General features: G+C 45.5%; 15 protein-coding genes. 11 read left to right on the top strand and 4 right to left on the bottom strand.

Annotated elements, in window-relative coordinates:
• The first annotated feature begins 109 nt into the window (after positions 1-109).
• The 3 genes from ACS8FD_RS07595 to ACS8FD_RS07585 all read left to right on the top strand — a co-directional run bounded on the left by ACS8FD_RS07595 (position 110) and on the right by ACS8FD_RS07585 (position 3,138).
• Positions 110-1,072: an ABC transporter permease gene (locus ACS8FD_RS07595; protein ID WP_439275261.1), complete on the top strand. Its 963-nt coding sequence runs from the start codon at positions 110-112 to the stop codon at positions 1,070-1,072.
• Between the two features lie 180 nt (positions 1,073-1,252).
• Positions 1,253-2,323 (top strand): iron chelate uptake ABC transporter family permease subunit, encoded by a 1,071-nt coding sequence (locus ACS8FD_RS07590; protein ID WP_439275234.1) that lies wholly within the window; start codon positions 1,253-1,255, stop codon positions 2,321-2,323.
• A gap of 44 nt (positions 2,324-2,367) precedes the next feature.
• Positions 2,368-3,138, top strand: coding sequence for an iron ABC transporter ATP-binding protein (locus ACS8FD_RS07585; protein ID WP_439275233.1), 771 nt, complete (start codon positions 2,368-2,370; stop codon positions 3,136-3,138).
• Positions 3,139-3,145: 7 nt separating this feature from the next.
• Here the strand turns inward: ACS8FD_RS07585 and ACS8FD_RS07580 are convergent, their stop codons facing one another.
• Both ACS8FD_RS07580 and ACS8FD_RS07575 read right to left on the bottom strand, forming a co-directional pair.
• Positions 3,146-3,904 (bottom strand): siderophore-interacting protein, encoded by a 759-nt coding sequence (locus tag ACS8FD_RS07580; protein ID WP_439275232.1) that lies wholly within the window; start codon positions 3,902-3,904, stop codon positions 3,146-3,148.
• A gap of 158 nt (positions 3,905-4,062) precedes the next feature.
• Positions 4,063-6,072: a TonB-dependent receptor domain-containing protein gene (locus ACS8FD_RS07575; RefSeq protein ID WP_439275231.1), complete on the bottom strand. Its 2,010-nt coding sequence runs from the start codon at positions 6,070-6,072 to the stop codon at positions 4,063-4,065.
• 555 nt (positions 6,073-6,627) lie between these two features.
• Between ACS8FD_RS07575 and ACS8FD_RS07570 the strand changes: the two genes are divergently transcribed.
• Positions 6,628-8,055 (top strand): uracil-xanthine permease family protein, encoded by a 1,428-nt coding sequence (locus ACS8FD_RS07570; protein WP_439275230.1) that lies wholly within the window; start codon positions 6,628-6,630, stop codon positions 8,053-8,055.
• Positions 8,056-8,106: 51 nt separating this feature from the next.
• Here the strand turns inward: ACS8FD_RS07570 and ACS8FD_RS07565 are convergent, their stop codons facing one another.
• A complete protein-coding gene (locus ACS8FD_RS07565) occupies positions 8,107-8,769 on the bottom strand; it encodes a TetR/AcrR family transcriptional regulator (RefSeq protein ID WP_439275229.1) in 663 nt (220 codons plus the stop codon).
• Positions 8,770-9,080: 311 nt separating this feature from the next.
• On the opposite strand from ACS8FD_RS07565, the gene uraD reads away from it, so the two are divergent.
• The 7 genes from uraD to ACS8FD_RS07530 all read left to right on the top strand — a co-directional run bounded on the left by uraD (position 9,081) and on the right by ACS8FD_RS07530 (position 15,965).
• Positions 9,081-9,605: a 2-oxo-4-hydroxy-4-carboxy-5-ureidoimidazoline decarboxylase gene (gene uraD / locus ACS8FD_RS07560; protein WP_439275228.1), complete on the top strand. Its 525-nt coding sequence runs from the start codon at positions 9,081-9,083 to the stop codon at positions 9,603-9,605.
• Between the two features lie 35 nt (positions 9,606-9,640).
• Complete coding sequence (gene uraH / locus ACS8FD_RS07555) at positions 9,641-10,009, top strand: hydroxyisourate hydrolase (protein ID WP_439275227.1); 369 nt, start codon at positions 9,641-9,643, stop codon at positions 10,007-10,009.
• 58 nt (positions 10,010-10,067) lie between these two features.
• Positions 10,068-11,384: a urate hydroxylase PuuD gene (locus ACS8FD_RS07550; RefSeq protein WP_439275226.1), complete on the top strand. Its 1,317-nt coding sequence runs from the start codon at positions 10,068-10,070 to the stop codon at positions 11,382-11,384.
• 146 nt (positions 11,385-11,530) lie between these two features.
• Positions 11,531-13,045, top strand: coding sequence for an NCS1 family nucleobase:cation symporter-1 (locus ACS8FD_RS07545; protein ID WP_439275225.1), 1,515 nt, complete (start codon positions 11,531-11,533; stop codon positions 13,043-13,045).
• Positions 13,046-13,135: 90 nt separating this feature from the next.
• Positions 13,136-14,128 (top strand): allantoinase PuuE, encoded by a 993-nt coding sequence (puuE, locus tag ACS8FD_RS07540; RefSeq protein ID WP_439275224.1) that lies wholly within the window; start codon positions 13,136-13,138, stop codon positions 14,126-14,128.
• Between the two features lie 311 nt (positions 14,129-14,439).
• Positions 14,440-15,276: a bifunctional allantoicase/(S)-ureidoglycine aminohydrolase gene (locus tag ACS8FD_RS07535; protein ID WP_439275223.1), complete on the top strand. Its 837-nt coding sequence runs from the start codon at positions 14,440-14,442 to the stop codon at positions 15,274-15,276.
• Positions 15,277-15,410: 134 nt separating this feature from the next.
• Positions 15,411-15,965 (top strand): ureidoglycolate lyase, encoded by a 555-nt coding sequence (locus ACS8FD_RS07530; protein WP_439275222.1) that lies wholly within the window; start codon positions 15,411-15,413, stop codon positions 15,963-15,965.
• 113 nt (positions 15,966-16,078) lie between these two features.
• Here ACS8FD_RS07530 and ACS8FD_RS07525 read toward each other — a convergent pair whose 3' ends face one another.
• The gene (locus ACS8FD_RS07525; RefSeq protein ID WP_439275221.1) at positions 16,079-16,822 is read right to left on the bottom strand and encodes an amino acid ABC transporter ATP-binding protein; all 744 of its coding nucleotides are present in this window, start codon (positions 16,820-16,822) and stop codon (positions 16,079-16,081) included.
• Between the last annotated feature and the right edge of the window lie 45 nt (positions 16,823-16,867).

Raw genomic sequence — 16,867 nt, 5'->3', positions numbered from 1 at the left:
CCATGGAAAAACCGCTAACTTCTCTACTTCAGGGGCTGCAAGCTGGCGTCAATCTAGTAGCTATAGTACTAGCGCCAAACCGCGTCATGCTGCGATACCGCCGTGGCTGATGAATACTGGAAGCCTTGTGCTGATGGGGCTATTGGTTTTAATTAGCTTATCGCTTGGGGTGGCTGATTTTTCTTGGTCTGGGGTCTTACAAAGCCTCATTAATCATAGCGCCAATGCTGATATCTCGCTGATGCTAGTGAGCCGGCTACCGCGCACTATCGCTATTATTTTGACCGGTGTCTCGATGGCGGTGGCGGGCATGATTATCCAAGTGGTCCTCAAAAACCGCTTTGTTGAGCCTTCTATGGTGGGCGCGACCCAAAGCGCAGCGTTTGGACTATTGGTCGTCAGCTTACTCTTTCCAGCTAGTGCCCTTATTATAAAGATGAGCGTTGCTACTGTTTCAGCTGTGGTTGGCATGATGTTATTTATGCTACTTATCCGCCGTATTCCGCCCACAGATTTTTTGATGATTCCGCTGATCGGGATTGTGTTTGGCGGGATTATCGAGGCGGTGACCACCTTTATTGCTTATCAAACCGAAACCCTGCAGATGCTCAGCGTTTGGCAATTTGGTGATTTTTCTGGGGTGTTGGCAGGGCGCTACGAGCTGCTATGGCTGACGGGCGCATTGTGTATCATCGCTTATATCATCGCCGATAAGCTCACTATCGTCGGCCTAGGGGACAATATCGCGCTCAACTTAGGCGTTAGCAAACGGCAAGTCACTTGGCTTAGCGTCGGCATGGTAGCGATGATGAGCGCGGTCGTGGTGGTCACGGTTGGGATGATTCCCTTTATTGGCTTAGTGGTGCCTAATATTGTCAGCCGTATCATGGGCGACAAGCTGCGTCGAAGCTTACCTGCGGTCGCGCTGCTTGGCGCCTCGGCGGTACTCCTGTGCGATATCATCGGCCGCTCTATTCGTTATCCCTTTGAAGTGCCAGTAGCAACAGTGTTTGGTGTGGTGGGTACGGTGATATTTTTATGGTTGTTATTACGGGCGCCTAGCGAATCTTGACGCCCTCTTTCATTTTATCTTATAAGATTATAGTTAAGACACTTCAAAAATGGTGTAGTGCTGTTGGTATAAATTTTTCTTGCTTACTGTGCGACTTTGTCACTCCAGAGGCTGCGTAAAATTCATCCCAACAACACATGACAAAAATGTTTAAGTTTCATTTAGGATCGACTATAGCGTATGCTCTCCCCTTCCTCATCGACTGTCAAAGATACTGATAATAAATCCGGGTCTAATAACATCAGGCCTCAAGCCGATGACTCATTATTAGCGCGCGCATTCTTGCGATTGTGGCAAGCCATCACTCAATATCCGCGCGTAGTAGCGGCAGTTATTTTAGTGCTCTCAGCGTCTCTATTTTTGACGCTTAACGTTCATGGTCATTGGGACTTTGCCATACCCCTGCGCGGCAAAAAACTGCTAGCCCTGATGGTCGTCGGTTATGCCATTGGGGTGTCGACGTTACTGTTTCAAACCTTAACCCACAACCCTATCTTAACGCCGTCGTTACTGGGCTTTGACTCGCTATATGTGCTCTTACAAAGCTTACTGGTGTTCTTTTTGGGCGCGATTAGCTTTACGAGTATCAGTCCTGTGCTCAAGTTTGGGCTTGAGCTTATATTGATGTTTGGCGCGTCGTTATTACTATTTAGGCTTTTATTTTCTAAGGGCAATCAAGATTTGACTCGGCTTATCTTAGTCGGGGTTGTTTTTGGTGTGTTGTTTCGTAGCTTGTCAGCGCTAGTGGCACGGCTGATTAATCCAGATGATTTTGTGGTGGTACAGTCGGCCAGTTACGCTCAGTTCAATACAGTCAACCCGCAGCTATTAGGCATCAGCATGATCATTTGTTTGCTCAGTGCACTGATCGTTTGGCGCTTGCGCTTTCAATGCGATGTGCTGATGCTGGGTAAAAACCAAGCGATTAACTTAGGTGTCGATTATCAGCGCCTCGCTTTTGGCTTATTAACGATCATTGCAGCACTAGTTGCAACGGCGACCGCTTTGGTGGGGCCAGTGACCTTTTTTGGGTTATTAGTTTGTGCACTGACTAACCGGCTTACACGCACTATGGCGCATAGCCAGCGGCTGATATTAGTGAGCTTGATTGCGATGATTTGCTTGGTTTTAGGTCAGGCCATCTTTGAGCAAGTCTTAGGTATGGCGGGTGTATTAGCGGTAGTTATCGAATTAGCAGGTGGCTTAGTATTTTTATTATTGATATTTATGACCCATCGCCGCCGGGTATAAAGCTACTTTTTATTAAAATCAAATATAGTAGAACCAGACAAACTATGATCAACATCAATAACGTCTCGCATCACATTGGCAAGCAGCAAATCTTACACGACATCAGTTTATCGTTACCACCTGCGCAAGTGATCGCCCTCATTGGTCCTAATGGGGCCGGCAAATCGACGCTGTTTTCGCTGTTAGCGCGTTTGCAACCGCTGCAATCAGGGCAAGTGAGCTTTGGAATAGAGGATGAGGCGCGCGACATTGCCAACTGTGAGGCGCGCACGCTTGCCAAGACGGTGGCGATGCTCAGTCAAGACAATCAAGTACAAGGGCGGCTGCGCGTGCATGAGCTGCTGATGTTCGGGCGCTATCCATATCATCAAGGCCGGCCAACGGCTAACGATCAGCAACAGGTAGATGAGATTATCAAGCGTTTTGAGCTTGAACCGTTAGCCGATAGGTTCTTATCTACTCTTTCAGGCGGTCAGCGTCAGCGCGTACTGATTGCGATGATTGTCTGCCAAGATACGCCTTACCTGCTTCTTGATGAGCCGCTCAATAATCTCGATATGTATCACTCTGGGCGCTTGATGCGTGAGCTGCGTGCGCTGAGTCATCAGCAGCAAAAAACGGTCGTCATCGTCCTGCACGATATCAACCAAGCGGCGCAGTTCGCCGATACCGTCGTGACTATGAAAGATGGCCGTGTAGTTGCGACAGGACATCCTGTCGATGTCATCACCCAAAAAACCATCAAAGCGTTATACGACGTCGATGTCGCGGTATTAAATCATCAAGGTCGCCCTGTGATTGTCGATACGGCTTAAGTAAAAACTATAAACTCTCTTCTGCATCTTGACGTTTGACAACCTTATGCTCATCTTCACTACTATCAAGCTTCCAGTAACTTGAGATATAAAGATGACTTTTCGCCACTTGCTTTTCTTCCTTAAAATATTGGCGCAAAGCGCGCATACTATTAAACTCACACGCTGTCCACACTGCCACCTCACCATATGGCCAGTCCAATGTCTTAATCTTATCTAATAAAGGATAGCGGCTATCGGTGCTCACCGGATTTATTACCCACTCAATAGCGAGGTTTTCTGGTTTTTGTAGCAGTTGGATATCGTCTTCACTTAATACTTCTATAACGGCATAACCAATCGCATCTTTGGGCAGTTGTGCCAAATTCACGGTGATGGCGGGTAATGCGGTCATATCGCCAGCTAATAAAAACCAGTCTGCCTGAGGGTTAATTAATTTTTTGGCACCAGGACCGCCGATCAAAATACTGTCGCCTATATTCGTGGTTTTTGCCCAGTGTGATGCGGGGCCCTCTTTTCCTTTGTGATTCAGTCCATGTAAAACAAAATCTACATCTATCTCATCATCGCGCTGCTTGATAATGGTATAAGTACGCATGATTGGCTTTTTGTCTTGCTGCTGTGGAAACATCAACTTGATATAGGCACTTTCTTGGTCTACTGGGAAATCTTTGATGCCCTGACCGCCAAGCGTAATCCGGCGCATATTGGGCGTAATATCTTTGATACCTTTAACTTCTAAAACTCTTGGTGTCGGTTTGGCCATTTTTTCACTCTCCTATTACCTATAGACTTATATAGTCAATATTTCGGTTTATTACGTTATGACTTACAAAAAACCAGCCATCTAAAATTAGAGGACTGGTTCTATATTTAAATGATAACGTCTATTAAAAACCGTTATTTAAAGACACTATTAAACTATCAAAACTGATACGTCAATGACGCTTTGATGTTACGGCCCGGCTCAAAGTCAGTGCTCTCATCTTTAATTGCATTGTAGCGTGAGGCATGACTGGCGTAGGTTTCGTCAAATAAGTTATAGACGCCAACGGTGGCTTTGACGTTTTTTAGCTGACGCGGTGCATAATTCATGTAGATATCATGCACATCATAGTCGGACTTAGTGTCGCCCTGATTATCAGTGATAGAGGCGACATAAGTACTACGCCAACCTAAATCAACAACGTCATTGGGTGCATAATCTAAATTCACCATGTAACGATCGCCTGAGTCAGCACTGCCGCCACTTACTGAAGGAATGCTATCACCAGTTTTGTCGCCTTCACTACGCGCGCGCGAATAGCTAAGCCCCATACCAAAGTTATTGGTGCTGTAATTCGCTGCGAGCTCAACCCCTTTGATCTCGTAATCCTCTTCGCTGTTGATCATGCCTTGGCAATCTTGTAAGTTACCGGCTGAACCGCGCTCACCTGTAGTACAGTTTAGACCGTAGCGACCGGCGCGATCTCCTGTTCTGATAAACTGCTGAAAGTTTTCGATATTAGAGTGGAAGTATTTGGCACTTAATTGCAGGGCGTCATCATCTGTGGTTAATCCACGCAGCGTTGTCGCCACGCCCACCTCAGAGTTATAGCCTTCTTCTGCTTTGAGATCGTCGTTGACATAGATACTATCGCCATTACTATTGAATATCGTTTGCGCAAGATCAGGGCCATTGAATAACTGCGTATAGCTGGCGAATATTTGCGTACTTGGAGCAATCTCGTAGCTTGCTGCTAGCGCACCGACGACGTTATCATACGTCTCGCCACCCGATACAAATTCAGGCGACTCGTAACGATCATAACGCACGCCTGGCGTTAGGCTGAATTTGCCCATTCGCCACTGATCTTCTAAATATACTGAAGTGTTATTTGCCTCATCAGTCGCGGTATCACTACCCTCACGCGCCATCTGTGATTCTTTTTTGTAGTGCTCAACACCTGCAATGAGTTTATGCGTACCCGTAATCCCTTCAAAAACGCTGTCATCGATTACACTAGTGTTTTCAATCTTGCCGCCTGTGGTTTTTACCTGAGCTTGCCAGTCATAACCGGGCGATACATCAGCATTATTATCTCGCGAAATTTCGGTTTCAGTCTGATAAATCGTGGTATCAACATCAACCAAAGCATTTAGCGGGTTAAAGTTGTAATCAAGAGTATAAGTATCGCGGTTTACCTTTTGCGGTATAGGATCATCACTTAAGCTAGGAAAATCTGGACGAAACGGAAAAACACCTTCTTTTTCGGTACGGCTAAAGCTAGCACCTACGCGGTGATTATCATTAATATAAGCGCCCGCTTTTAACAAGATATTTTCGCTCTCACTATCCTCAAATAGCTCACGGCCACTGCCATCTTCGCCAGAATCTGTATCGCGCTTACCATAATAAGCTAATAGGTCAATATCGTCTGTTGGCGCGCCATAAACGGTTGCTGACGTTAGAAGCTCATCATTATTACTGGCATACCCTGCTTTTAGTTTTGCACCAATCTTTTGATCGGGCTTTAATAAATCTGCGGCATCGACTGTTTCAAACGCTACCGCACCACCAAGTGCGTCGTTGCCAAGCGTTACTGAGTTATTACCCACCGCTACTTCGGCTTGCTTAAGCAAGTCAGGATCAAGAGTGACATCACCCATATGATAAAACAGCGCTCCTTCTTGACGCGCGCCATCGATAGTGACTTTGAGATTAGTATCATCAAGCCCGCGCACTCTGATACGCTGGTTTACCGTCGACGTTCCACCGACCTCAACCCCAGGTATCACATCTAAAAAGTCACTCAAATGACTCGCCTGCGCTGCGGGCGTATAGTTATCGATATAAACAACCTCTTTTTGCACTTCGTCTCGTACTGAAGTATTTGCCGTTACCGTAATCGTCTGCAACGTAGTGCTAGGCATAGTCTCTGCAGCAGTGGCCATTTGTGAAAATAGCGCTGTGGCTATCCCTATAGATAAAACCGATAATCGACTAGAAAATGTTACTGCACCCATAAAATACTCACTTTATTTAACTATCAAATTTATGCCCAAGAATTAGCGTGTGAGATGTAAAACAGCAAAGCCACTCTATTGAGCGACTTTTATCACTCATAGGATTAGCTGCTATAACGACTCACTATTACTTATAGTAATATTAAGAATGTTAACGATAACTATTATCATTAACATTCTGAAAAGCATAATAGCGAAGTATCTATAATTTAGCAACAATGAATCAAAGCTTTTGTTCAAAAAGTAAGCGTGATGCCAAGTCTAGCACTAGCGCTTACTTTGAATAAATGCCGTCTTTAAGTAAAAAAAGCGTTGCAATAGTAAACCCTTTCACTATATCCTACATATAGCTGACTAAATGGTCAGGTTATTCCATTAACGTTTGATAGAGAAATTGAACCATTATTCTTGGTTTATTAGCATACGGACAAGTGCGACTCTTTGTTTTAGAAGACTGCAAAGTTCATATAAAAGGAAGTTACCATGAGCGAAACGACTGCACAGACGCAAGGAAATCCCGATTTATTATACGGGCTCCATGATCGCCCCGCCCCTGCAAAAGCCTTCTTAGGAGCTGTCCAGCACGTTCTTGCAGCTTTTGTCGGTATCATTACCCCCTCTTTAATCATCGGCGGAGCGTTAGGTTTAGGACAGCATATCCCCTATCTAATCAGTATGTCCCTGATGGTATCGGGGGTGGCTACCTTTATTCAAACTCGCAAAGTAGGTCCTGTAGGCTCAGGACTTATGGCATTACAAGGCACTAGCTTTGGTTTTTTAGCGGCCGTACTAGCCGCCGGTTTTGTGGTAAAAAACCGCGGTGGTAGTCCTGAGGAGATTTTATCTGTAATCTTTGGCGTTTCGTTCTTAGGCGCATTTGTAGAGATCTTCTTAAGCCAGTTCATCACTAAGCTCAAATCTTTGATGAGCCCCATCGTTACCGGCTGCGTTATTGTCACTATTGGTCTATCCTTGACTAAGGTAGGTTTGACAGACTTGGCAGGCGGCGTTGGTGCAGAGGATTTTGGGAGTGTACCGAATCTATTATTGGGCGGCGGGGTATTAGTCAGTGTGGTGCTGATTAGTATTGTTAATAATAAAGTCATACGCTCAAGCGCTATCTTTATTGGTCTCATGCTCGGTTTGGTTGCCGCTATGATTATGGGTAGGATTGATTTCTCATTGGTCTCAGAAGCGGCTATCTTTACGGTTCCTGTGCCTTTTAAGTTTGGCTTTAGTTTTGACTGGCAAGCGTTTATTCCGATTGCCTTTATGTATATCATTACCAGTATCGAGACCTCTGGCGATCTGACCGCAACCTCGATGATTTCAGGCGAGCCGATTAAAGGCCCAGTCTACGAGAAACGCATCAAAGGCGGGGTGTTAGGTGATGGTGTCAACTCTTTGATTGCCGCTGTATTCAATACTTTCCCGGTGACGACTTTTAGTCAAAATAATGGTGTGATTCAGATGACGGGTATCGCCAGCCGTTATGTTGGTTTTTTTGTGGCGGCTATCTTGTTCACGATGGGTCTGTTTCCGATTCTTGGCGCTATCTTCACTCAACTGCCAAAACCAGTAGTAGGCGGTGTCACGTTATTGATGTTTGCCACCGTAGCGACAGCGGGTATTCGTATTTTATCGACGGTTGACTTTACCCATCGTAATATCCTTATCATTGCCACCTCATTAGGTCTTGCTATGGGTGTGGCTTTCGTACCTGACGTGTTTGCACAAATGCCGCAGTTCTTTCGCAATATCTTCGGTTCGGCAGTCACCGTGTCTGGTATCATAGCAATTGCACTTGATATGATCCTACCTAAGAATTACGGTGTCGAGTTCGATACCCCTGAACAGCATATTGACGATGGTCTAAAGCATGAACTCAAGCCAGTTCGAGAATTGCCTTAAAGGACTGTTGAAAGGCGCTGATAAAAAGAGCTAACAATTGGTTCTGACAGCTTATTCTAGACCGCAGCCGCGCAAGATAAACGGTACTAAAAAATCGGCGGCTCGGTCTTCATCGTCCTTCTCATAAGCCTCTTTTTGTAATAAACCGACAATTTCGGTTTCAAATTCAGCATAACGCTGGGTGGTCGCCCAGATCAAAATCAGTAATTGTAGCGGATCCTTAATTCCTATCTTGCCTTGCTCATGCCAGGTCTTCATCACTTGCGCTTTATCAAGCGCCCAGTCTTGCATCGTATTCGACATAAAATCATGCAAGTGCGGAGCGCCACCAATGACTTCAAGGGCAAACAGCTTATGGCGATTGGGATGAGCAAAAGCTTGATGAAGCTTGGTTCTGACAAACTTCTCAATGACTGTTTTTGGGTCACTATCTACCGTCATCGTCACGAGGCCCTCGTTCCACTCCTCGATAATAGCGCGCAGTGCTTTTTCATACAGGTTTTTCTTATTCTTAAAGTAATAATGCACATTGGCTTTTGGCAACCCGGCACGATCTGCAATACCTTGCATGGTAGCACCGCGAAAGCTCTTCAGCACGAACTCCTCTTCGGCGGCCTTTAGGATAACGGCTTGATTATGAGCACGAATGTCTTGCTGACTGCGGTGAGTGTCATTATCTGCAGTACTCAAATCATTGTCGGTAGTAAAAGTCATAAATTCATCCAGTAAAAGAGCAGATAGTGACAGCTTGATGGCTGACTATTGCTTATAACGCTTAAATTATTGCCTACTCAAGGCGATAAATTATGATATATTGCATAAAGTAGTTGACCAGTTGGTCAGGTTTAAGCAGAATAGCTAATATAAACCAATTGGCTTTTAATTTATACTTTTATTATCACTCTCATGCAATAGCACTTTAGCACACGAATAGGCGGCCATATACTCAAGGCGTGTCCTCATTTTCGATACGCTATGATTTAAAAAGCTATGAGGCTTCCACCCCACAAGAAAAGGACTTCATCGTGAGTTTAACCCTAGCGCAGTTCAACGATTTTAATCAGGCTCAGGCAACCTCAACCCTCCTCACTTGCTGTACTAGCTCTCGTTGGGCACGTGAGGTAGCGAGCGCTCGGCCGTTCACTACGCTAGAGGCCCTAAGCGCTCATAGCGATACGATATGGGGCAAAGTACAACAGCAAGAGTCAGACTTATTAGAGGCGCTTGACGGCCATCCACAAATCGGTAATGTCGCCACTCTAAAAGAAAAGTATCGCAACACCCAAGATAGCGCCGCTCATGAACAATCAGGAGCGAATGAGGCAGAGGATGAGGTTCTTGAAGCGTTAGCACAAGGTAATCAAGAGTATCTCGATAAGTTTGGCTTCATCTTTATTGTCTTTGCAACGGGTAAAAGCGCCCAGCAAATGCTCGATCTACTATTAGCGCGTTTGCCAAATGATCGAGCCACTGAGCTTGTCAACGCCGCTACTGAACAAAACAAAATCACGCGCTTGCGTTTAAACAAATTATTCAAACCAGCTGTTTAGCTCAACAATTCGCACAAAATATAAAAGGACTTATTATGTCAGCCTCTCTTTCTTCACACATCTTAGACACCCATTTGGGCAGACCTGCCGCCGATATCGCGGTCGCTCTACGCCGAGTCGACAGCGACTCGAATGCGACGCTGTTGGCCCATGGGACGACCAATAGCGATGGCCGCGTCAGCCCAGATAGCTGGCAGTTTGATGAAGCCATTAGCACAGCTGATCGTGAGCTGAGCACTGGTCGCTACACTTTGACTTTCGATACGCAAGCTTATTTTGATACCCAAAACCTCACGGCTTTTTATCCGCAAGTTATTATTGATTTTGTGGTCAGTGATAGCAGTCATTATCATGTGCCACTATTGTTAAGTGCTCACGGTTACAGCACTTATCGCGGCTCATAATTTATTTTTTCGTATTAAACGCAGTATTTAAGACATCGTATAAAAGGACAGTAGTCGCATGGGTGCATATCTTCTTGATTGGGTCGCTTTATTTTTTCGCTGGTTTCACGTTATCGCCGGCATAGCATGGATTGGTGCTTCCTTTTATTTTGTCTGGCTTGATCTTAGCTTACGCAAGCCGCCGCAGTGGAAAGCCGATAAAGGCATTTCTGGCGATTTGTGGGCGGTACACGGTGGCGGATTTTATGAAATCGCAAAATACAAGCTCGAACCTGAAGAGATGCCAAAGACGCTGCATTGGTTCAAGTGGGAAGCTTATACCACTTGGTTGACTGGTGCGGCGATGATGGCAATTGTCTACTATGCCAATGCCACCGCTTATCTGATCGACCCAAGCAAAGTCGCTTTTGGTAGCAATATCGGCGCTATCTCGACCAGCTTACTCTTCTTGTTTGGTAGCTACTTTGTCTATGAGGTTATCGTCCGTAGCCGCATCGGTAAGAATGCGTTAGTGTTTAGCTCTACTATCTTTATCCTGCTGGTGATTGCTACTTGGGGTTCATACCAGCTGTTTAGTGATCGCGCCTCCTTTATCCATGTCGGTGCTATTTTAGGTACGATCATGGCAGGTAATGTCTTTTTTGGGATTATGCCCGCTCAGCGCGCGCTAGTAGATTGTGTTCGTAAAGGGGAAAAACCGGGTAAAGACGTTGCGGATTTGGCACTCATGGCCAAAAACCGCTCTTTAATGAATAACTATTTTACCCTGCCGCTTATCTTTACGATGATTAGCAATCATTACCCTATGATGTATTCACATGCCCATGGCTGGTTAGTGCTAGTGTTTGTAGGGGTCATTACCGCGCTCGTACGCCACTATTTTAATCAAAAGCACTTGGGTAATACGCAGACAAAATTCCTATGGATTCCAGCTTTACTCACCGTTTTACTGATTATCTGGATGCGCCCTGCACCTATTGAACCGCTGCCAGTACCGCCCGTTCAGTCGGCTGTTCCTGTTGAGGCTGACCCTGAAACGGATCCTAACACTACGCCGCCTGCTACTGAATCAACGTCTACCGCTGCTGAGACGACAGGCACTGCTGCCGATGCCGTTGCGGTGAGCGCTGCTACTGACAACCCTATTATGGATATTGTGCATACCCGCTGTAGTACTTGTCACGCCGCGCAGCCGACGCAGCAAGGCTTCAACGCCCCGCCTGCTGGTATTATCTTACAAACCCCTGAAGATATGAAAATTCACCAAGCTAAAGTAGTGACTGCAGTACAAACCGGCTATATGCCATTAGGCAATATTACACAACTGACAGATGAAGAGAGACAGCAAATTGTGGCTTATGCCTCTGGACTGTAGAGCGCTTTGAGACAAGACAATAATCGAGCTAAGATAGGCCAATAAACATTATTGAACAATTCGCTTGACCAATGACTTGGACCTCCCTAGAGTGGCAGTAAGCATCATTTCGATTGCTTAGTCATAAAAGAAAGAAGGAAGAGGGAATGTCTATTAATAAACAGGGAAGTCAGCTTAATCAGTCAGCAGACAGCGCGCTTTATGATTGTAACACTTTCGATCCAGAGCGTAAGAACTCAAGGTTATACAACGAGGATCTTGCTCCTTTACAACCTGAAGATCGCAATTGGGGCTGGTTCTCCATATTTAACGTCTGGTCTAACGATATCCAAAGCTTGTTCGGTTATACCCTGGCTGCTTCCTTATTTTTAAGTTATGGCCTCAGTGGCTGGTGGGTGATGGCGGCGATTATTTGCGCCGGTTTTATCGTGATGCTCATGGTCAATCTGACGGGTAAGCCTAGCGTCAAATACGGAGTGCCTTTTCCTGTACTTATTCGCGCTAGCATGGGGATCAATGGCGCTAATCTGCCCTCACTGCTACGAGCGATCATTGGTATATTCTGGTATGGCGTGCAGACCTATTTTGCATCAACCGCTGTGGCTATTTTGCTCGCCGTATTTATGGGCAGCTCGGATACTATCTTTTTAGGACTCAACGGTACCGCATGGCTTGCTTTTGTCATCGTCTGGCTGTTTCAGATTATGCTATTTTGGGCGGGTATTGAGCCTATCAAGCACTTTTTGAACTGGGCAGGACCGCTCGTTTATGTCGTCATGGTAGTACTCATGGCTATGATCTGGTATCAATCAGGCTCTGAGCTGTTACCCGCGATCAACTCGATTTTTACTAGCGGTAGCGATTACGCGGGCACTTCTGTGCAAGCCTTTACTGCTATTGTGGGTACGATGGTCGCTTATTTTGCGGCAGTGGTAATTAACTTCGGCGACTTTTCACGCTTTTTATGCAGTGAGCGCGATATGCGCAAGGGTAATCTGATTGGTTTGCCGATCAATATGGTGTTCTTCTCCTTTATCGCGCTGATTATCACCGCCGGTACTTTAGTGCTCTTTGGTGAAGCTTTGACGAATCCCTCAGATATCGTGGAAAGGGTCGATTCGCTACCGCTGACTATCGTGGCTGCTCTTACCTTCTTCGCGGCGACTGTCGGTATCAATATGGTTGCCAACTTTATACCGCCAGCTTATGATTTAGCCAATTTATTCCCAAGACATATTAACTTTCGCCGCGGCGGCTTAATTACCGCAATCATTGCCTTCTTTGTAGGGGCGCTATGGTTATCCGTTATTAGTAAAATTGGTATCGTCGGTTTTGTCAACGTCGTTGGCGCTATCATCGCGCCGTTCTTTGGGATTTTGGTCATCGATTACTACATTATTAGACGCCAAAATATTAACATGAACGACTTATTTTCTGCGCAGCCAACTGGCGCTTATTACTACACCAAAGGCTGGAATATACGCGGTCTTATTGCTTTTGCTATCGGGGCGCTATTTTCTGTTGCGACAGTACTCGTGCCCAGTTTGGCAAAATTTGAAGGTTACGGTTTTTTATTAGGCGCTGCGATAGGAGGTTTAATTTACTGGTTACTCATGCGCAAATACGGCGTTGAGCTTAATAAAACTTTAGCGCACAAATAAACACTGTCTACTTTTAAGACTCTATTGATAAATAGCTAATAATAAATAGCTAGATTGTTAGCAAACCGTATAGATATAAGGAAAAACGTTATGACGCAGAAGATCACTAGCGACTTTGATCACTCCGCTTACCCTCGTGATTTAAAAGGCTATGCTGACACCCCTCCTAAAGCCAACTGGCCGGGCGGCGCTAGAATTGCCGTGCAGTTTGTTCTCAATATTGAGGAAGGTGCGGAAAACAGTGTGATGCATGGTGATGGTCAATCAGAGCGGTTTTTGTCAGATGTCTTAGGTACTCCTGAATTTACCAACCGTCATCAATCTATCGAATCCGCTTTTGAATATGGCAGTCGCGTTGGCGTTTGGCGCGTACTCGATACATTTAAAGAGTATGGGTTGCCTATCACCACGTTCACTTGTGCTGCGGCAGCTGAAAAAACCCCGCACATCATCGAGCGCGTCTTAGAAGACGGCCATGAAGTAGCAAGCCATGGCCTGCGCTGGATCACTTATCAGTATATGTACCGCGAAACGGAGCGCGAACATGTGCGCGCGGCCACCCAGATTTTTGAGCGTATGCTCGGCAAGCAGCCACTAGGCTGGTATACTGGTCGTGACAGCCCTAATACTCGCGAGCTAGTCGCTGAGCAAGGCGGTTATATTTACGACTCTGACTCTTATGCTGATGAGCTCCCCTATTGGCTCAATGTCAAAGTAGAAGATGGCGATAAAATATTACGTAAACCGCATCTGGTTATCCCCTATACTCTTGAAACCAATGATATGCGCTTTGCTTCAAGTCCGGGCTTCACCAATGCTGAACCTTTTTATCAGTATCTAAAAGATAGCTTTGATACGCTTTATGAAGAAGGTGCCAAAGAAAGTAAAAACCAGCCTAAAATGCTAACTATTGGCCTGCACTGCCGTATTATTGGTCGCGCAGGTCGTATCACTGCTCTTAAACAATTTTTAAAATATATTACCAGTAGGCCTGATGTCTGGGTCTGCCGCCGCGATGAAATCGCCAAGCACTGGTACGAAAACCATCCAGCCACCGAAGATAACACCGCCAACTGGATGTAGTCATTCATGAGACGTAGAGGCGTATCATCATCTTTTTATAAACACTTAGATATGAGCTACTTAAGTGTGAGCCACCTAGGTATGAGCCACGTACCTAGTAGCAACCACAGAAGCTCACTGATGATACGCTCAAGACGGTTACTACCTCACTACTGACTCTGTCTGAATATTTTAAATAGCTTTGCCTTTCAAGCAAGCAGTACGTGATTTGGTGTCTTACGAAAGCCTTATGCAGACGGGTATATCTCCCTTTCACTGTTCGGGCTCAGACACTATTTATCGCGGCACACAACTCCTAAGGATTATAAATCATGTCAACAAAAAGCACTTATTACGCACCAACTGGCGGCTTGCCACCACAAACACAGCTCCTATCCGATCGCGCTATCTTCACCGAAGCTTATGCGATTATTCCCAAACGTGTCCTAACTGACATTGTGATTAGCTACCTGCCGTTTTGGGAAGGTATGCGTATGTGGGTGATTGCCCGTCCGCTAAGCGGGTTTTCCGAAACTTTCTCACAATACATCGTTGAGGTAGCACCCAATGGCGGCTCTGATAAGCCTGAGCTGGATGCTAAAGCCGAAGCGGTACTGTTCGTCGTTGAAGGCGAGATGGATATTACCATTGAGGGAGAGGCGCATCACATGGAGGCAGGTGGTTATGCCTTTTTACCCCCTGGCTGCAAATGGACGCTTAAAAACAACAGCGATACCCATGTTAAGTTTCATTGGATCCGTAAAGCTTATCAATTTGTAGAAGGTATCGATGTGCCCGAAGCCTTTGTCACTAGCGATCACGAGGTCGAAGCTATTGAGATGCCGGATACCAATGGCGTATGGAAAACCACTCGTTTTACCGAGCAGTCTGATATGCGCCACGACATGCATGTGAACATCGTCACTTTTGAGCCAGGCGGCGTGATTCCATTTGATGAAACGCATGTGATGGAGCACGGCTTGTATGTGCTAGAAGGCAAAGCGGTCTATCACTTGAACGCTGAATGGGTCGAAGTTGAAGCGGGCGATTTTATGTGGCTACGCGCATTTTGTCCCCAGTCTTGTTACGCCGGCGGACCTGGCCCCTTTAGATATTTACTCTATAAAGATGTGAATAGACATATGCCGTTTATTCGTCCAGAACGATAAGTCATCTAGAGTAATAAACAGTATCAAGTATAAACATTCATTCGTATAGGCCATTTATTCCAAATGGTGATTTAAGTCGCATGCAGGTTTATGATAAATTTGCAGGTAGTCATAATCAAAAGTAAGGCAAAATCATGAGTACTACAATCGTCGCAAAACCTTTAACTAAAGCTGAGTTTGCTCCCTATGGCACGGTGATTGAACCTTATGATGATGAGCAACAAACGCCTGATAATTGTTATCATATCAACCGAGGTTATGCTTGTCGTCATCACGCTATTACCAAAGTAGCTTTGGATGGTGGTGAGGTTGGCTTAAGTATCTTCCGCGCTAAAAAACGTGATTTCCCTATTACTTTATCAGTGATGGAATATCATCCGTTTGGCACGCAAGCCTTCTTTTCAATGAATGGTCGAGACTACATAGTCGTCGTTGCTCCAGCAGGCGAGCCGCCAAAGTCAGCAGATGATTTGACCGTGTTTTATGCCAAGTCGCACCAAGGCGTGCAATACAATAGAGATGTCTGGCACCATCCGCTACTCGCTTTGAGTGCCGACTGCGACTTCTTAGTCGTCGATCGCATCAATGGTCCTGGCAACAACTGTCACGAGCTAAACATTGATGATTGGGGCGTACGCATTGAGATCGAAAACGAGCAGCCCAATCCGAAAGATTCTGTCAATGCTTAGTAGCAATGCTTAGCAGATAGCCTTCAAGGTATTTATATAAAGCATCTACATATTGTAAATATCTGAGCCAGCTGATTTAAATTAGCTGGCTTTTTTATTAAGATTCAATTTTATTAAGATTCAATACGCTGTAAAAACGCTTGCGTGCGCGGATGGGTCGATAGCTCAAACATCTGCTTAGCGCTACCCTCCTCAACCACATAACCATCTTCAATTAACACCACATGATCAGCGACATCGCGGGCAAAATTGATCTCATGAGTGACCACGACCATCGTCCAACCTTCGCTTGCTAGCTGTTTCATAGTCTCAAGAACATCTTGTACCAGCTCCGGATCGAGCGCTGAGGTTGGCTCATCAAACAGCAACAATGAAGGCTCAATAGCCAAAGCGCGGGCAATGCCAATGCGCTGCTGCTGACCACCTGATAGCTGAAACGGATAAAGATCCGCTTTGTCCGCTAGCCCCACCTTTTTAAGCAGTGCTAAAGCTTGGGCTTGCGCGTCCGCCTTAGAAGTCCCTTGCACTACTGTCGGTCCGAGCATCAGGTTCTGTAGTGCCGTCTTATGCGGGAATAGATTATAAGACTGAAACACCATGCCAGATTTACGCTGCAGGGCTAATAGCTTTTTCTTATTCGGCTTAGCACTGAAATCTACCGTTAAGCTACCATCATCAAAAGCGATGATCCCTTGATCAGGAGTTTCCAGCGCATTGATACAGCGCAAAAAGGTGGTTTTACCTGACCCTGATGGTCCTAAAATTACCACCACCTTACCTTTATGAATGGTCAAGTCGATGCCTTTGAGCACTTGATTGGTACCGAAAGCCTTGTGAATATTAGTGATTTGAATCATAAGGACGTTCCGTTTATAAATGAATAAGCTGGCATGTAAAGGTCA

It is taken from the genome of Psychrobacter sp. 1U2 (assembly GCF_051847575.1).
The sequence above is the reverse complement of the archived record's forward strand: the minus strand, read 5'-3'. Positions and strand labels throughout refer to the sequence as shown.

Coding starts and splice junctions, on each gene's coding strand:
- ACS8FD_RS07595 (WP_439275261.1), top strand. CDS start 110: ATGAATACTGGAAGCCTTGTGCTGATGGGGCTATTGGTTTTAATTAGC.
- ACS8FD_RS07590 (WP_439275234.1), top strand. CDS start 1,253: ATGCTCTCCCCTTCCTCATCGACTGTCAAAGATACTGATAATAAATCC.
- ACS8FD_RS07585 (WP_439275233.1), top strand. CDS start 2,368: ATGATCAACATCAATAACGTCTCGCATCACATTGGCAAGCAGCAAATC.
- ACS8FD_RS07580 (WP_439275232.1), bottom strand. CDS start 3,904: ATGGCCAAACCGACACCAAGAGTTTTAGAAGTTAAAGGTATCAAAGAT.
- ACS8FD_RS07575 (WP_439275231.1), bottom strand. CDS start 6,072: ATGGCCACTGCTGCAGAGACTATGCCTAGCACTACGTTGCAGACGATT.
- ACS8FD_RS07570 (WP_439275230.1), top strand. CDS start 6,628: ATGAGCGAAACGACTGCACAGACGCAAGGAAATCCCGATTTATTATAC.
- ACS8FD_RS07565 (WP_439275229.1), bottom strand. CDS start 8,769: ATGACTTTTACTACCGACAATGATTTGAGTACTGCAGATAATGACACT.
- uraH (WP_439275227.1), top strand. CDS start 9,641: ATGTCAGCCTCTCTTTCTTCACACATCTTAGACACCCATTTGGGCAGA.
- ACS8FD_RS07550 (WP_439275226.1), top strand. CDS start 10,068: ATGGGTGCATATCTTCTTGATTGGGTCGCTTTATTTTTTCGCTGGTTT.
- ACS8FD_RS07545 (WP_439275225.1), top strand. CDS start 11,531: ATGTCTATTAATAAACAGGGAAGTCAGCTTAATCAGTCAGCAGACAGC.
- puuE (WP_439275224.1), top strand. CDS start 13,136: ATGACGCAGAAGATCACTAGCGACTTTGATCACTCCGCTTACCCTCGT.
- ACS8FD_RS07535 (WP_439275223.1), top strand. CDS start 14,440: ATGTCAACAAAAAGCACTTATTACGCACCAACTGGCGGCTTGCCACCA.
- ACS8FD_RS07530 (WP_439275222.1), top strand. CDS start 15,411: ATGAGTACTACAATCGTCGCAAAACCTTTAACTAAAGCTGAGTTTGCT.
- ACS8FD_RS07525 (WP_439275221.1), bottom strand. CDS start 16,822: ATGATTCAAATCACTAATATTCACAAGGCTTTCGGTACCAATCAAGTG.